We start from the raw sequence: 16,760 nt of genomic DNA, 5'->3' as shown, positions 1-16,760 counted from the left end.
TGCGTTCCACTCCTTGCCTTATTGCATAATGCGGTTAACCGTATATACATCCTTGACCCGTTTCACCCGATCGACCACTGACTGCAAATGGTCTGTATTGCGGATAAGGATCGTCATATGAATCATCGCCATCTTGTTCTTGTCGGAGCGTCCGGTGACCGCAGAAATGTTAGTCTTACTCTCTGACACCGCCTGCAGCACTTCATTGAGCAGGCCGTTGCGGTCATGGCCGGTAATCTCAATATCAACACTGTAGTTGGCTTCCATACTGCCTTCCCATTCCACTTCAATCACACGTGCCGACTCTTCTCCGTCACCATCGCCCGGAATGTTCGGACAATCCTCGCGGTGGACGGAAACACCGCGTCCGCGCGTCACATAACCGATAATGTCATCGCCGGGGACCGGATTGCAACATCGTGCAAAACGGACCAGCAGATTATCAATTCCTTTTACACGCACTCCGTTGGTTGGCTGATTCCGTTTCTCTCCGCTGGACTTAATCTCCTTCATCTCAGAAGTAAGCTCCAGATGCCCAGCGGCCTCTTCCTGATCCTTGCGCAGCTTCTCCGTAAGCTTGGAGGCGATCTGCGCCGCAGTAATCCCCCCGAAACCGACTGCCGAGAGCATATCTTCCAAATCGCCAAAAGCGAATTTCTTCGATACTTCAGTCAGCTTATCTTCCGTAAGCCAATCCGATACTTCAACATTGAGGCGCTTCAGCTCGCGTTCGATCGCTTCACGGCCTTTTTCAACATTCTCCTCGCGTTTCTCCTTCTTAAACCATTGCTTGATCTTGCTCCGTGCATGCGAGGATTGTGCGATCTTCAACCAGTCTCGGCTGGGACCATACGAATTCTTCGAGGTCAGGATCTCCACGATATCCCCGGTCTTCAGCTTGTGATCCAGCGGGACGATCCGCCCGTTCACCTTGGAGCCGATAGTCCGGTTACCTACCTCCGTATGGATACGGAAGGCAAAATCAAGCGGAACGGAACCTGCCGGCAGCTCCACAACCTCACCCTTCGGGGTAAATACGAAGACAAGGTCGGAGAAAAAATCCATTTTGAGCGATTCCACAAACTCTTCCGCATCCTTGGCTTCATGCTGCAGTTCCAGAATTTCGCGGAAAAACGGCATCCGGTTCTCCGGATTGACGTTATTGCTGTTTCCTTCTTTATAAGCCCAGTGGGCGGCAATCCCGAACTCGGCGGTGCGGTGCATCTCCCAGGTACGGATCTGCACTTCCGTTGGCTCTCCGCCTGGACCCACTACCGTCGTATGCAGCGATTGGTACATGTTCGCTTTGGGCATGGCTATATAATCCTTGAAACGTCCGGGCATCGGCTTCCAAAGAGTATGAATAATCCCTAATGTGGCATAACAATCCTTAATGTTGTCGACGATAATGCGGATAGCGAGCAGATCATAGATTTCGTTAAACTGCTTGTTTTTGGTGCTCATTTTGTTATAGACACTGTAAATATGCTTAGGACGTCCCGAGAGATCGCCTTCAATGCCCATTTCATCGAGTTTGGCACGAATGCGGCCGATTACGCTCTCAATGAACATTTCGCGTTCCGCCCGTTTTTTATGCACCAAATTGGCAATACGGTAGTATTGCTGCGGATTCAGGTAACGGAGAGCGATATCCTCCATTTCCCATTTAATCGCCGATATCCCCAAACGGTCTGCAATGGGACAGAAAATCTCCAGCGTTTCATAAGAAATGCGGCGCTGGCTTTCTTCTGACTGGTACTTCAGTGTCCGCATATTATGCAGACGATCCGCCAGCTTGATCACAATGACGCGGATATCCTGAGCCATAGCAATGAACATTTTGCGGTAATTCTCGTTCTGCTGCTCTTCCTTGGAACGGAAACGGATGCGTTCCAGCTTCGTCAGACCATCCACCAGCATGGCACAGGTATCGCCAAAATTCTCGCGGATCTGCTCCAGTGACACCGTTGTATCTTCTACGACATCATGCAGCAGCGCTGCAATAATGGATATGACATCCATCTGCATATTCACGACAATATCTGCGACCGCGAGCGGATGCAGAATGTATGGCTCCCCCGATTTCCGAACCTGCCCGTGATGAGCCTGATCGGCAAATTCATAAGCTTCCCGGATGCGGAGAAGATCTTTTTCTTTTATATAGGCGCTAGCCTTTTCAATTAATTGCTCTATGCCCATTCTCGTCGTATCCGTTTCCTTTCTATAAAGAAAAATTCCGTAATGGAGTTTATCTATTTAATGAATGAACCCGCAAGGTGTGTCCGGTTTGCAGGGTTATCAGCTCTTCCAGGCTGCACTACACGCAGTTTAAAGTTGTTTATAATTATGACGCTTACGATGGATTACGTCAACACTTGCCATAGTGTGGCATTCCTGCAGGCTTAGGCCTCAAAGAATGGGCAATTTCGTGGCATCTGTAAAATTGTTGTTGTAAAAAGTCGCCGTACTATTTAATCTAGTAAAAGCGGTTTTCCGCGACCTAACCTAAAACCACATAAAGAAAGAGAAGTGAACTCCATTGCAACGCGAATTTCAAGTTAATGAGAAACTCCCTTGGGGCCCGGGATTTCTGCTAAGTCTTCAGCATTTATTCGCCATGTTCGGCAGCACGGTGCTTGTCCCCAACCTGTTTGGGGTAGACCCTGGCATGATCCTGTTGATGAACGGTATCGGCACATTGCTTTACATCCTGATTACCCGCGGCAAAATCCCGGCTTATCTTGGATCAAGCTTTGCCTTTATCTCACCGGTACTCAGCGTGCTTACCAAAAACGAGAGCGATCATATGCATGGATATTCGCTTGTACTAGGAGCGTTTATTGTTACCGGTATTATCTTTATTCTCGTCGCTTTAGTCGTCCGTTATGCCGGTACAGGCTGGATTGATGTGGTATTCCCTCCGGCGGTTATGGGCGCAATCGTAGCAACTATCGGACTGGAACTGGTACCGGTTGCTGCACGTATGGCCGGACTGATCGCTCCTGAAGGTGTAAGTGCTGCCGACTGGACACCGGACGGAAGCGCAATTACGCTGTCTATGGTAACGCTGGGTGTAACGGTTATTGGTGCAGTACTCTTCCGGGGCTTCCCCAAAATCATTCATATTCTGATCGGGATTGTTACCGGTTATGTGCTGGCCTATATTATGCACAAGGTTAACACGGGCGCCATTTCCGAAGCTCAGTTCCTCTCCCACCCGACGATCGTCACCCCATCCTTTGACTGGGAAGTAATCTTCACCATTATTCCTGTATCCCTTGTCGTTATCGTTGAACACATCGGCCACTTGCTCGTAACCAGCAACATTGTCGGCAAAGATCTGGCGAAAGATCCTGGTCTTGACCGCTCGCTGATGGGGAACGGGATTTCCACCGTCCTCTCCGGATTCATGGGTTCTACTCCTAATACTACTTACGGCGAGAACATCGGTGTTATGGCCTTAACCAAAGTGTATTCGGTGTATGTGATCGGCGGAGCAGCTGTCATTGCCATTCTGCTCTCGTTCTCCGGCACCTTCTCTTCTATCATTGCCAATATCCCCGCACCGGTAATGGGCGGAGTCTCCCTCTTGCTGTTCGGGGTTATCGCGGCTTCCGGTTTGCGGATCTTTGTAGAGCAGAAGGTCGACTTCTCCAAAGCAACCAATATGATTCTGGCTACCTTGGTGCTTGTTGTCGGCATCAGCGGCATCTCCCTGAACATGGGCAAAGTGGAGCTTAAAGGAATGGCGCTGGCTACGATTGTTGGTATGGTTCTGTCTCTGCTCTTCAAGCTGTTCGAGGTTCTTGGCTGGTCAAACGAGCAGGAAGAAGAGAAATCCGCCCATTAGACCCCGAATACTTATATATGAAGAAAACGGATGCTCATCTGCTTCAGGATGGCATCCGTTTATAGTAAATGTACAGATTGATTTAAGCTGTCCCCATTTGGGCGAGGACGTAGCTACGGTGAATATTTGGACTTCCGGCCGCTGTTGTCCCCAGATTTCTTGATTGTACCCGCTATATGCGGTGGAAATCCGGTGACAAAGGCGGTCGCTATCGCTCCTACAGTTCCAAATTTCCCCTCCGCTACTTTTGCCCTTTTGTGTAGTTATCAAGTCATTCTATATAAAACGAATCAATTATATTAATAAAAGCGGATCGCTGTCTTCATTCGACAGCGATCCGCTTTTTATTTCCCGGGAAAAGTTATCCCGTTTGAAATTAGTCTTCGTAAGTCATCAGGGATATCACTTCAATATCCGAAAGTTTGTTGCGTCCGGCAAGCTCTACCAGTTCGATGAGGAAAGCAGCGCCGACAACTTTGCCGCCGAGCTGTTCCACCAGACTAACTGATGTGGCAATGGTACCGCCGGTAGCCAGCAAGTCATCAGCAATCAGCACCTTTTGTCCCGGCTTGATGGCATCGGTATGAACGGCCAGTTTATCCTTGCCGTATTCCAGATCATAACCCACTTCAATGGTTTCGTAAGGAAGTTTGCCACTCTTGCGAATCGGTACAAATCCGACCCCCAGCGCGTAAGCCAGCGGTGCGCCGACTACAAAACCGCGCGCCTCAGGACCGGCAATTACGTCAATCTGCAGATGTGACACAAGCGCTTTAAGCTCATCAATCGCCTGGCGGTATTTGTCGCCGTCTTTAAGCAATGTAGTAATATCTTTAAAGCTGATTCCCACTTGCGGAAAATCCGGAATCACACGAATACTGTCTTTTAAATCCAACATGATCATCTCCTAAAGGTTGTGAGCAGTTCACTCACTGAATTCTCTTCAAACAAACTTGCTTCGGAAGCAAAGCCTCCAATCCATTCCGCCCTAGGATGCTCCTAAACGGCGGGACAGCATCCATTCCTGCAGCTCGCTGAGGCTGCTTTCCATGAAATATTGCTCCATTTCCGCAGTCTCACCCAGTCTGACAAAATGCCTGGAGGCCGTAAGACTCTTCGCCGCAGGCTGGGTAACAAAGGTAATAGTCCCGTTGCTGCGCTTGATAAATTCAAGTTCCTCAAACACCTCAAGCATCTTGCCCAGCATGCGCACACTGAGTGAAGACTGGCGGCTAAGCCGCAGCAGCACCTCATGCTCCGGTGTCGCCGCATCAGCAATCGAAGCCAGCAATTTATATAACGACTTGAAATGATCACGTGTCGGTATTTGCAGCCGGTCACGGCCGTCCCGAATGGAGTGCAGCAATGCGATATTCTCAGCTTGTGGAAAAGCAGCAAGCACCGCATCCAGCTGCTCTGGTGTTCCCGGCATGTCCAGCAGGCAAAGCAGGGAAACCTTGCCTTCACCAGTATCGGCTTGTCCTTGATTCAGCACGGAGATCCCAGCATTCTCATCATATACCCAAAGCGACATGCCTTTCAATTGATTCAGCGGCGTCATGCGGCTGTTGTGAAACACAGCTGCAGCGCTGAAGGAAGTTCCGCTGCTGTATTGCAGCAGCAGCTCTTTGAGGGTGGCCGCCTGCTTCACTGCATCAGCAGTCCCGCGCAAATCCAGCAGCTGCGCATTCGGGACTGCCAAATCCTGCAGCATCAGCTGAGGTTTGCGCGAGCCGTTCCATTCATTCACCGAAAGCTCCGCCAGGACATCAATCATAGTGCCACCTGGCAGCAATTGGGCTAACGCACCTTTGCCGAAGGCTACCGCCTCAATCGTATGCTTGCCTTGCTGCAAGACCAGCTTGAGATGTTTGCCATCCTGCCCCATCTTTCGGGTCTCCTTCACCGCAGCTCCGCGAACAATAAACTTGGGCAGCGGATTGGCCATCCCGAAGGGAGCCAGCCTGTCCAAATCCAGTGCGGCCTGCAGCGTTAAATCAGAGATCGCCGTTTCACCGTCCGCAGCGGTCACAGGCATGAAAAGTTCCGGCTGCAGAACGGAGGCTGCAAACTCATTAAGCGCAGCCGCGAAGGCTTCCAGCTTATCTCGATGCAGGCTCATCCCTGCTGCAGCTGGATGGCCTCCGAAATGATCCATCAGCCCGGCGCAGGAAGAAAGCGCCGCATAAATATCCAAACCGGGAATCGAGCGGGCAGAACCTTTGCACATCCCGGTTTCGGGGTGAACATCCAGTATAATCACCGGACGGTAATACCTATCCAGCAGCTTAGAGGCCACAATACCCACCACGCCGACATTCCAGCCTTGATCAGCAAGAACAATAATGTCCGGCAGTGTTCCCTCTGCGGTCTGCTGCTCAAATTTAGCGGTGGCTTCCGTGACGATTCTTTCCACGACCAGCTGACGCTCTTTGTTAAGAAGATCCAGTTCTCCGGCAAGCTGTTCAGCTTCCCCGGAATTTGTGGTCGTGAGTAAAGCCACAGCACGGCCTGCGTGATCCAGCCGTCCGCTGGCATTAATGCGCGGCGCCATGCCAAAGGCAATATTTACAGCGCTTACTGTACTCATCGTTACAGCACTAACATCAAGCAAGGCCCGGATCCCCGGAAAAGGTGAGTGCCGCATACTGGAGAGTCCTCTGCGCACTAGACTGCGGTTCTCACCGAGCAGCGGCATAAGATCGGCAACTGTACCGATGGCCGCGATTTCGCTCCATTCCTCCGGTACCTCGTCCCCAAGCATAGCTTCTGCCAACTTGTAGGCAACCCCTACACCCGCCAAACCCTTGAAAGGATAAGGACAGTCAGGAAGCTTGGGATTAATCAGTGCAAAGGCCTCCGGCAGCAGTTCAGGCGGCTCGTGATGATCTGTTACGATCACATCGATTCCAAGCTCTGTCGCATAAGCGATCTGATGATAAGCGCTAATTCCGGTGTCTACGGTAATAACCAGCGATACTCCCTGCTGTACCGCCCAGTCCAGCGCATGATTGTGCAGCCCATAGCCTTCATTTGAACGATGGGGAATATAAATGTCAAAGGATGCCCCCAGATAACGCAGCAGGTAGATCATCAGCGCGGTGCTGGACACTCCATCCGCATCATAATCACCGTACACGAGAATATGTTCTTCTTCTTGCAATGCTTTTTTGATCCGTGGAACCGCTTCGGCCATTCCCTTCAACAGGAACGGATCATGTCTATCCTCCGCGCCTCCATCCATGAATTGCAAAGCATCAGCAGCCGTCCCCAAACCTCTGGTTACCAGCAGTGATGAAAGGAGCGGAGAAATAGAAAGGCTCCGGGCCAATTCCTCTACTGCAATGGGATCGGCTGCCGGAGAATGCCATCTTGTTTTTGAATGAAGCAATTAAGTTCACCTTTCTCTCACCCTGCGAACTACTGGAGCAGCGTAGGACTATCGTTGTCCACGAGCTCATAGTTGCTTTTGTAAGGATAACCCGGATCATAAGGCACAACATCCATATGAACCTCGCCCACATGGACAAAACGGTGCTGCAGCAGCTTCCTGGCGCATTCCGAAATATCCTGGGCTTCTGTCACGGTAATCCGCGGGTTAACGCTGATTTTAACTTGGAGGTTCACGTAACGCCCCTGCTCAAGTGCTTTTAAATACTCTACACGAATAACACCATGCACCCGTTCCACGGTTTCAATAAAGCTGGCCGTCTCCGCGGAAGGAAGTTCCTGATCCCTCTGGGCCAATACAGAAGTCGTAATCAGCGAATACCCTTTGCGGATAATTAGCGCGCTGGTTAGAAGAGCGGCAATCGGGTCCATATACAGCAGAGGATTCCAGTTGAGATATCCTCCGGCAAACGACCCGGCAATCCCGACAAATACGGTAATTGAAGTATATAAACTGAAGCGGTGGTTATCCGCGTATGCGGCATGGCTGCCATCGCCAATTTTCTTAAAATAACGATATTGATATTGAAAGATAGCCTCTTTAAACGCGATGGAGATCAGGACGGTAACAATCGCCGCCTCTCCAGTGGGTGATAAATGTCCCCGGGTTAAATCGCGAATTGCCGAGAAGGCAATTTGCAGCCCGCCCATTAGAATAAGAACTGAAAAAAGGATCGCGACAACCGGTTCCTTATTACGTTGCCCTTTCTGGGTACGTTCTGTTTCTTTATTCCTCTTAACCAGTTCTGAGCGCCACGGAAGAGTATCCGCCAGCTTGGCTGCAGCGTCTGCTCCGGAATATAAAGCATCACCCAGCAAGGCTTTGCTGCCGGAGAAATAGCCAACACTTCCTTTAGCCAAAGCCAATGCAACATCGCTGACGATTCCGGTCCAGGCAACCGTCTCACTTTGCGGTGATTGTTTGTCATTCATAACGAGGCCTCCTTGCCGGGTAGCGAGTAATCTCATGATGATTGAAGTTTGCTCATTCCACTCCAAAGATTCGAAAAGCCGCGTCGCCTTTGACGCGGCTTTTCGGGACAGGAAATTTTAAGCTTTGGCCGGATTGTTCTTCACTGGAGTCTTCTGGCGCTTCTTCAGCAGCAGCCAGAGCGGACTCGCGATAAAGATCGAGGAATAGGCTCCGAAGAGCAAACCGATAACCATCGCAAGTGAGAACATTTTGATGGACTCTCCGCCAAGGATAAGCAGGAAGAATGCAGCAATAAATACCGTAAACGCTGTGTAGAGGGAACGCATCAGGGTTTGGCTTACACTTTTGTTCACCAGTCCCTTAAGGTCCTCATACGTCTTCTGCTTGCCGAAGCGCAAATTCTCGCGAATCCGGTCAAAGATAACGATGGTATCATTGATGGAATAACCGATAATGGTCAGCACTGCGACAATGAAGGTCAAATCCACCTCCAGGCGGAAAATCGAGAAGATCGCAACAACCATAAACGCATCATGTGCCAACGCTACAATCGCAGCCAGGGCAAAACGCCATTCAAAGCGGATACTTACATAAATGATAATCCCCAGACAGGAAATCAGCACAGAATAGATCGCATTACGCGCCAGCTCTTTGGCCATTTCTGTATCCACCGTGTTAATTTCGAAGGAAGCTTTATCATCAATCTTGCTAATTGCAGCCTGCAGCTGCTCGCTCTGTTCCTCTTTAAGAACCTCATCATAACGGATATTCACCCGTTTCTCACCAATCGTGATGCTTGGTTCATGGGAGAGGCCCAGACCGCTGAGCGCAGGATTTAGTTCTTCCTGTGTAATCGTCTTGGACAGCGCCACGTCAACATTGGAGCCGGCCTTGAAATCAACGCTGTAGTTCAGTCCAAGAAAGCCCAGGAACACTAAGCCGAGTATCGTAAGGACAATAGAAAAGATATAGAAAAACTTACTCAAATGTACAAAATCAAGTTCTTTCTTAAAGCGCACGGATGTCACTCTCCTTTACCCCAAATTGCTTCGGCTTTTTCAGAACGCCGGCTTTGACCAGTGTACTGAGCAGCCAGTGGGCAAAATAGAGGTTCGTTACGATACTGAGCACAATTTCCACAATCAGTATCAGAGCAAAGCCTTTAACCGCACCCGTACCAAATGCGAACATAACGGCCGCTACGATAATAGTCGTCACATTGGCGTCCATAACGGTCCGGAAAGAGGTTTTATTCCCCGCTTTGACGGAAGACAATATGCTCTTCCCGCTGCGCATTTCTTCTCTTATCCGTTCGTTGGTAATGATATTGGCGTCAACTGCCATCCCTATACCGAGAATGAACGCGGCAATACCAGGAAGTGTCAAAGTAAAGTCAGCAACGACAAATACCAGAATCAGCAGCCATGTGTGCAGGATGAGCGCGAAGCTGGCCAGCACACCCGGTAAGCGGTACATGCCGATCATAAAGATCAAGATAATCAGGGAACCCACAAGTCCCGCTCTGATCGTTTGATCAAGGGATTGCTTGCCCAAGGTAGCGCCTACGCTTTGCGAATATTTCTCTGTCAGCTTCAGCGGCAGGGCACCGAGGTTAATCGTATCGGCCAGTTCACGTGCCTGATCTATAGTGTAACCTCCGGAAATCGAAGCTTTCCCATCCGTAAGTACTGCTCTTACCGTTGGCGGAGCGGATAACAAATTTTCGTCAAGATAAATAGCAAGTTCTTTACCTAGCAGGCGCTTGGTAATTTCCGCGAATTTATCCTTATCCTTAACAGTAATCCCGATCTCAGGCTGGTTCAAGTTGTTGCGTTGAACCTCAGCAGCATTCTCAACAAAGTCACTGCCCACGAGTTCTATCTTGCTGTAAACCCCGGGAGCATCGCCTTCGGCAGCACTGCGGAAGGTCAGAACCGCTGGTTCCTTCATCTTCTTACGCACCTCAGCCTCGTCGGTAACGCCCGCAATTTTCAGACGGATGCGGTCAGTTCCCTCAGTAGTTACTTCAGGTTCGCTTGTTCCAAGCGCATTGGCACGTTTCTCCAGACTTTCCGCTGTTTTCTGCAGCGAGGCACGGGTTAGTTCTCCTCCTGTTTCCATGGGCTCCGCGTGATACAGAATCTCGAAGCCGCCCTTCAGGTCAAGCCCCAGCCGAACCTTGTCCAATAGTCCGGGAGTACTAAATGCCATGACGCCTGTTAAAACGAGCACGGTAATGATAAAGCTCAAAAGTCTCTTCATGCTCTTGCTAGTTCCCCTTTCATTACTCAATATTCCTATTATAGCTACGTGCGAAATCACCGTCAATTCGTGGAGGAACGACGGTGTTATACTCACACAAGGAAACGGCCGGCTCTGCCCAAGGCAAGCCATCCGTTTGATAGGAAAAGCAAAATTGGTCTTCTCTTACTTTACTGCTTCCTATAGCCATTTGCAAAAGAAAATCGTTCCTTGTATCAGTTTAATCCCCGATAAGCGGCAATCGTTAAATAATTCATATAACTAGTGGCCTTCAAGGAATAGATATCGTTCACAAGCTTGTGCAGGGGAGGGTTGCCCTCCTTGGCATAGTTGCGGCTGATGCAATCCCAGATATCCTTGCCTGTTACATACTCATAGCCGAGGAGTCGGAATTCCTCCGCTTTGCTGCGGCACATGGCTTCGATATCTTCACCAAGCTCATCATCACTCCACTCTATCGATTCCACGTGTTGACACCTCCAAAGTTCGCTCGCTTTCGCATGTTACTTTTTAGTATTCGACCAGACTCCCCCGCTTTCCTTCTTCCGGGTTAAAACTTGTCATTTCCAAAGCTTGTCATGGAGTAGACAGGGTACCGCATATCAATATACAAGCCTACATCCACAAGCTTACCTTTTGGACAGACAGGAACGCCAGCGTTTTATTTCAATTCGGGAAGAAGGAGTGCCCTTTGAGTAATCTAAGGAAACAAAGTTTTATCCAAGGAACGCTTATACTGCTTGCTGCAGGCATTATTAACCGGATGCTTGGATTTATTCCGCGCATTGCATTACCTCGTATTGTCGGTGCTGAAGGCGTCGGGCTGTATCAGCTGGGTTATCCCTTTTTCATCGTGCTGATCACTGTAATCACTGGAGGGATTCCGCTGGCCATCGCCAAAATGGTAGCTGAGGCAGAAGGAGAGAACCGTCCTGAAGAGTCACGCCGTATTCTGCATACCGGACTTACCCTCAGTCTGGCGCTCGGCATCTTGTTCACCCTGGTCGCCCTGTTCAGCGCCTCATGGGTATCCAATGTGCTCCTAACGGACAGTCGTGTGTATTATACATTTGTCAGCATGACGCCGATGATCTCTATCGTTGCCGTATCTTCCATATACCGGGGCTACTTTCAGGGCAGGCAGAACATGATTCCTTCCGCACTCTCCTCCGTTCTGGAGTCAGTAATCCGCATTATCTTTATGCTGTGGTTCTCTTGGCTGCTGCTTCCGAAGGGTATTGCCTTTGCTGCGGCAGGAGCAATGCTGGGGGTGACCGTTGGCGAAATCGTCGGCATGCTGGTGCTGCTATGGCAATATTATTACATCCTAAAAAAGGACAAGAAGGATCTTCCTGACCCTGCAACCGCGGAAAATGACATTCCAGATCCGGTTATCCCTGAACCTTCAGCGGGCAAGCAAACTTCTGTACTGAAACGTCTGCTAGGCATTGCTGTTCCCGTCACGGCCGGAAGGCTCGTCGGCTCTTTTTCCTATCTTCTGGAATCAATTATTACCGCTCGCAGTCTGGCACTTGCCGGAATTGCCACCGCAGCTGCAACCGCGCAGTACGGCTCCTTACAAGGGATGGTTATTCCACTGCTGCTGCTGCCGGGAGTGCTCAGCTCTTCCCTTGCTGTTTCGCTCGTTCCTTCCTTGTCAGAGGCGGCAGCGCGCCATGATTTGGCAACCATTCATAAAAGAATGCATCAGGCCCTGAGGCTCGCTATGGTAACCGGAGCCCCCTTTGCTGCAATTATGTATATCCTTGCCGTACCGCTATGTACGCTGATGTACGGCAATGCGGACACCGCTCCGATGCTGCGGATGATGGCGCCTTTTGCACTCTTCCTCTATGTCCAAGCACCGTTGCAGGCTGCTCTTCAAGCTATGGACCGCCCCGGGAGGGCGCTTATTAATACACTGGTTGGTGCGGTGATCAAAATCCTGCTCATTCTCATTTTGGCCTCACAGCCCGAATACGGGATTTATGGCGCAATTATCGCAATTATCGTTAACAGCATTTTTGTAACTTTGCTGCACGGCTTCAGTGTGGTTAAGCTGATTAAATTGTCGATTAGAGTTTCCGATCCACTCAAAACCTTGGCCGCGGTGATTATCATGGCCGCTGGCATGTCTTACATCTATACCTCTGTGCCCATCGCCGATGCCCAGTGGCTGCAATTTTTACTTTCTGCCGCCTGCGGTATGGCACTCTACCTGGGAATATGCCTGCTTTCAGGCCTGATCTCTGTACGCGACCTGGACCGTGTGCCGTTCTTCAAACGCCGGCGTTAACCATACTCTATCTGGAGCGCTGGCGGTCTACATAAATTTCACCCTTGTGATCAATCGAGCACAGAAAAACATCGCGGAAATCAGATACGCCCTTTTGGCGGATTTGGGTTCTCAGCCAAAATCTTGTTTTCCCGATCAGCTCCAAATTGGTATCCTGCACCTTCCCGTCCATAATGAGCGGAATCGGCAGGCCTTCATACCTGATTTTATGCTTCGGCAGCTTAACGCCGCCGGAACTGTCACCACCACCGTTGCCCTGTTCATTCTGTTCGGCATTAGAGCTGCTGTTTCCCGATTGGTTGGATGACGACACACCCCTGTTCTTCTCAATGACGGTAAGCTGGCCGCTGGTTTCCAGAATGGCAAACTCCACATCAGCGGGACTGTCGATGTTCTGTCCCCGCAGCTGCAGCAGCAAATCATCAAGGTTGTATCTTTGCCTGCGCATTTCCTCCCGGTGTATTTTGCCATCTGAGATCAGCACGCTGGGCTTGCCGTCAATCAGCAGCCGCAGCTTTCTGTTCTTAAGGCTGAACTGGGCCACAAGCACCTGAATGAGTACCAAGGTTGCCATGGGCACGATTCCGTCATAAACTGGCCGTTCGATGTCATCAATGACAAACACCGCAATTTCAGCAATCATGATCGAAATCGTTAAATCGAATACAGACAGCTTGCCAATTTCCCGTTTCCCCATTATCCGCATGCTCAGGAAAATGAAGATATACATCAGCACGGTCAGAAAGATATGGGTAGTAATATGCTGGAACATATTCTCTTCGCTCCCCCTTCCGCTTCTCGCCCGGGCAGTTTGCCTTACGGGCGGATTAATGTACCCCTATTCTGGCCTCCCTGCTAAGGGAACATTCGGAAATGGTCTTATTAATTAATGGTAAATGAGCAGGCTTTGCCATTCTTGTACTATTGGGGCAAGCCTCCCCATACAATGAATAATAGTTAACTTAAGGTGATCGTCAAAAAACATTTAGGAGGTTTTACCATGTACTTCATTCGGCGCCTGTTCTCGTGGAGAATAACGAGTCCTGTATTATCCGGTTTATGCCGATCCTTCCTGTGGATGCTGCTGGGCGCGTTTGTCCTCTCACTTTTGCTGTGGGGCAGCGGTCTGAAGGAACAGGATCTTACAACGTATACCTACATCGTACACGGCATCGCCGCAGCATTCGGCGGACTGACGGCAGGACGCAGGGCAACCAGTAAGGGCTGGTATCAAGGATCACTTACGGGGGGATTTTACGGAATCATTGTGCTCCTGGTCGGATTTTTGGCGCTTGATAGTGCCCCTGCAGGCATTGATGCTTTGTGGGTTATAGCTGCTGCGGCAATCGGAGCGCTCGGCGGAATGTTTGGAGTTAATTTACAAAAAAACTAAATTATTAGAATCCATAAAATTTGAAACCATTCTCTTAAAAATATGTTACACTGGTTTCATCTGAATTCGTAAGAGCTTGAGGAGGCTTCGATAGCTTTGCTTTACCAATCCATGAACCATGTTGTTTTGTACACCGTTGTAATAGTAATTCTGCTGATTTGGATCAGCACCCGGCGCAACCCTTTTATGGCCTTTGTAGAACTCGGAAAGGAACTGCTGCACTCCTATAAATTTCTGTTGGTTATTATCGGAATGATCAGTGTTCTCCTTCTGAATAAATATGAGCTGCAGATCGAGCAGAACATGCATCTGGCATCTGATTATACTTCTGTATTCTTTGGACTTGAAGGACATTTTGTCCAGACGCTGCAGCAAATATTCTACGCTCCCTGGCTTACACCTATTGTCGTTTTCTTCTATATCTTTATGCTCCAAGCCGTGCTGGCTGCTTCACTCGGAGTCTATTTGCTGGAGAAGAACCGCCTGATGCTGTATGCCACCTGCTACACGGTCATGCTGATTTACACAGTCGCCATTCCGTTCTTTTTATATTTTCCAATCAACGAAGTTTGGTCCTATGCTCCGGCAGGTGTAAGATTCATCATGTTGGATGTCTTTCCAAACTTTGAACAGGAATACCGGCCGCTCTCCGGTCTAAACAACTGTTTCCCTAGTCTGCACACGGCCATCGCTGTAGCTACGGCGCTGCTCGCCTTTCGGTCAGGGAACAACCGCTGGAAGATCATCTCGACGATTTCAGCAGTAGCTATTGTGTTCGGAATCTTCTATCTCGGCATTCATTGGCTGATTGATATGCTGGGCGGCACTCTGCTGGCCGTTGTGTCCACCTCTGTTGCAGTACAGCTGGCCAAGCTGACACTCCGCAGTGAGGAAACATCACTTCCAGTACGAAGCCGTGCCACAGATGCCCGTTAATTTCCTCAATTGCCTCAGGGTGATGAATACGAGATTTATGTGATAGCATGCCAAAAAGCGGCGTTCTCCCGGAGGAGATACGCCGCTTTTTATGTAAGTTGTAAAGAAATACTACTCCTTACCTTCCGTCTCCAGTGCCACAGCATGGCTGATAGAGCCCCGGTCAAAGGTTAAACGGGTCACATCATTAACGCGCAAAACGACGATGTCGTCGGAAATCTCCATGATCGTCCCGTGAAGGCCACCAATAGTGACTACCTTATCGCCCTTCTTCAAGGCTTTCAACATTCCGTTACGTGCTTTAGTTTTCTTCTGCTGCGGACGAATGAGCAAGAAATAGAACACCACAAACATAAGTACAAACGGGCCTACGAGACCTAAAATGCTGCCGGTCCCCCCTTGATTTGCTGCAAATTGAAAATGTAACATATCCTTTCCCCCCTTTCGATATGCATTAAAGCACAATCCAGTTCTTCTGTTACAGGCGTACTAGAAGCCTTTGAGATTATCATACAATCCGTATTGTGCAAAAAACTCATCGCGAAAATCAAGCAGCCGATCCTCTCTGATGGCTTCACGCACTTTACGCATCAAATCCAGCAGGAAGTGTAAGTTATGGTATGTCGTTAACCGCAAGCCGAAAGTTTCGTCGGCTTTGATCAAATGGCGCAAATACGCCCGGGAATAATTCCGGCAGGTATAGCAACTGCATTCCGGATCAAGCGGCCCGAAATCACGTGCATACTGTGCGTTGCGTACAACGAGTCTTCCCTGACTGGTCATTGTCGTTCCGTTACGGGCAATGCGGGTAGGCAGAACACAGTCGAACATGTCCACTCCGCGGATTGACCCTTCAAGCAGCGCATCCGGTGAACCGACACCCATTAAATAGCGCGGTTTCCCTTGCGGCAGCAGCGGAACAGTATAATCCAGCACTTCATACATTAGCTGCTTGGACTCTCCGACGCTGAGCCCCCCAATAGCATACCCCGGGAAATCCATGGAAGTCAAATCAGCCGCGCTCTGGCGGCGCAAATCCTCATGCATGCCTCCCTGTACAATAGCGAACAACCCCTGATCCTCGGGACGGGCATGGCTTTTGAGACATCTTTCTGCCCAGCGGGAGGTACGTTCCAATGACTTTTTGACGTAATCATATTCTGCCGGGAAAGGCGGGCATTCATCAAATGCCATCATGATATCGGAGCCAAGTGCGTTCTGAACCTCCATCGCCACTTCCGGCGAAAGGAATTTCTTGTCTCCATTAAGATGGGAGCGGAAATGTACGCCTTCCTCGGTAATTTTGCGCATATCGCTCAGTGAGAATACCTGGAATCCACCGCTGTCCGTCAGAATCGGCCGGTCCCAGTTCATAAACTTGTGCAGACCGCCGGCCTCACGGATAATGTCATGGCCAGGCCGCAGAAATAAATGGTATGTGTTGCTCAAAATAATATGAGCGTCCATTTCTTTCAGTTCTTCAGGACTCATGGTCTTGACTGTAGCTTGTGTACCAACAGGCATAAAAGCAGGTGTCTCGATGACACCATGCGGGGTATGGACTCTGCCGAGCCGGGCTCCGGACTGCTTGCAGGTCTTAATGTGTTCATAAGTTATTGCTGCCATTTGTTTAACCCTT

Annotated in this window: 14 protein-coding genes; 4 read left to right on the top strand and 10 right to left on the bottom strand. The window is 49.7% G+C overall.

All coding sequences use genetic code 11. The annotated features are described in order from the left end of the window. Positions 1-18 precede the first annotated feature (18 nt). Positions 19-2,199, bottom strand: a complete 2,181-nt coding sequence (locus NYE29_RS17365; protein ID WP_038595588.1) for a RelA/SpoT family protein — start codon at positions 2,197-2,199, stop codon at positions 19-21. Between the two features lie 340 nt (positions 2,200-2,539). On the opposite strand from NYE29_RS17365, the gene uraA reads away from it, so the two are divergent. Then, positions 2,540-3,850, top strand: coding sequence for a uracil permease (uraA, locus tag NYE29_RS17360; RefSeq protein WP_340896892.1), 1,311 nt, complete (start codon positions 2,540-2,542; stop codon positions 3,848-3,850). A gap of 376 nt (positions 3,851-4,226) precedes the next feature. On the opposite strand, the gene NYE29_RS17355 is transcribed toward uraA, so the two are convergent. From NYE29_RS17355 to NYE29_RS17330, 6 genes are all read right to left on the bottom strand, one after another. Further along, the gene (locus NYE29_RS17355; protein ID WP_038600521.1) at positions 4,227-4,745 is read right to left on the bottom strand and encodes an adenine phosphoribosyltransferase; all 519 of its coding nucleotides are present in this window, start codon (positions 4,743-4,745) and stop codon (positions 4,227-4,229) included. A gap of 93 nt (positions 4,746-4,838) precedes the next feature. Beyond that, positions 4,839-7,241: a single-stranded-DNA-specific exonuclease RecJ gene (gene recJ / locus NYE29_RS17350; RefSeq protein WP_340896891.1), complete on the bottom strand. Its 2,403-nt coding sequence runs from the start codon at positions 7,239-7,241 to the stop codon at positions 4,839-4,841. Between the two features lie 29 nt (positions 7,242-7,270). After that, positions 7,271-8,233 (bottom strand): cation diffusion facilitator family transporter, encoded by a 963-nt coding sequence (locus NYE29_RS17345; RefSeq protein WP_076109161.1) that lies wholly within the window; start codon positions 8,231-8,233, stop codon positions 7,271-7,273. Between the two features lie 117 nt (positions 8,234-8,350). Further along, on the bottom strand, positions 8,351-9,253 hold the full coding sequence (gene secF, locus NYE29_RS17340) for a protein translocase subunit SecF (RefSeq protein ID WP_052092263.1): 903 nt from the start codon (positions 9,251-9,253) through the stop codon (positions 8,351-8,353). Further along, positions 9,243-10,496: a protein translocase subunit SecD gene (gene secD / locus NYE29_RS17335; protein ID WP_076109162.1), complete on the bottom strand. Its 1,254-nt coding sequence runs from the start codon at positions 10,494-10,496 to the stop codon at positions 9,243-9,245. The genes secF and secD overlap by 11 nt, the downstream gene beginning before the upstream one ends. Positions 10,497-10,711: 215 nt before the next feature. Continuing rightward, the gene (locus NYE29_RS17330) at positions 10,712-10,963 is read right to left on the bottom strand and encodes a post-transcriptional regulator (RefSeq protein WP_038595596.1); all 252 of its coding nucleotides are present in this window, start codon (positions 10,961-10,963) and stop codon (positions 10,712-10,714) included. A gap of 224 nt (positions 10,964-11,187) precedes the next feature. Between NYE29_RS17330 and spoVB the strand changes: the two genes are divergently transcribed. After that, complete coding sequence (gene spoVB / locus NYE29_RS17325) at positions 11,188-12,792, top strand: stage V sporulation protein B (protein ID WP_340896890.1); 1,605 nt, start codon at positions 11,188-11,190, stop codon at positions 12,790-12,792. Positions 12,793-12,799: 7 nt separating this feature from the next. On the opposite strand, the gene NYE29_RS17320 is transcribed toward spoVB, so the two are convergent. After that, the gene (locus NYE29_RS17320) at positions 12,800-13,564 is read right to left on the bottom strand and encodes a DUF421 domain-containing protein (RefSeq protein ID WP_076109164.1); all 765 of its coding nucleotides are present in this window, start codon (positions 13,562-13,564) and stop codon (positions 12,800-12,802) included. Between the two features lie 228 nt (positions 13,565-13,792). Between NYE29_RS17320 and NYE29_RS17315 the strand changes: the two genes are divergently transcribed. Together NYE29_RS17315 and NYE29_RS17310 are read left to right on the top strand one after the other, a co-directional pair. After that, on the top strand, positions 13,793-14,185 hold the full coding sequence (locus tag NYE29_RS17315; protein WP_076109165.1) for a TIGR04086 family membrane protein: 393 nt from the start codon (positions 13,793-13,795) through the stop codon (positions 14,183-14,185). A 96-nt stretch (positions 14,186-14,281) separates the two neighbouring features. Beyond that, positions 14,282-15,121 carry a phosphatase PAP2 family protein gene (locus tag NYE29_RS17310; RefSeq protein WP_340896889.1) on the top strand — a complete coding sequence of 280 codons (840 nt, stop codon included), beginning with the start codon at positions 14,282-14,284 and terminating at the stop codon, positions 15,119-15,121. A 111-nt stretch (positions 15,122-15,232) separates the two neighbouring features. On the opposite strand, the gene yajC is transcribed toward NYE29_RS17310, so the two are convergent. Together yajC and tgt are read right to left on the bottom strand one after the other, a co-directional pair. After that, entirely contained in the window at positions 15,233-15,550 is a 318-nt protein-coding gene (gene yajC, locus NYE29_RS17305) for a preprotein translocase subunit YajC (RefSeq protein ID WP_076109166.1), read from the bottom strand. 60 nt (positions 15,551-15,610) lie between these two features. Continuing rightward, positions 15,611-16,747 carry a tRNA guanosine(34) transglycosylase Tgt gene (gene tgt, locus NYE29_RS17300; protein ID WP_076109167.1) on the bottom strand — a complete coding sequence of 379 codons (1,137 nt, stop codon included), beginning with the start codon at positions 16,745-16,747 and terminating at the stop codon, positions 15,611-15,613. Positions 16,748-16,760 lie beyond the last annotated feature (13 nt).

The sequence above is a fragment of the Paenibacillus sp. FSL M7-1046 genome (assembly GCF_038007405.1).
Taxonomy (GTDB): domain Bacteria; phylum Bacillota; class Bacilli; order Paenibacillales; family Paenibacillaceae; genus Paenibacillus_AQ.
This window is presented reverse-complemented; position numbering and strand designations above follow the sequence as displayed.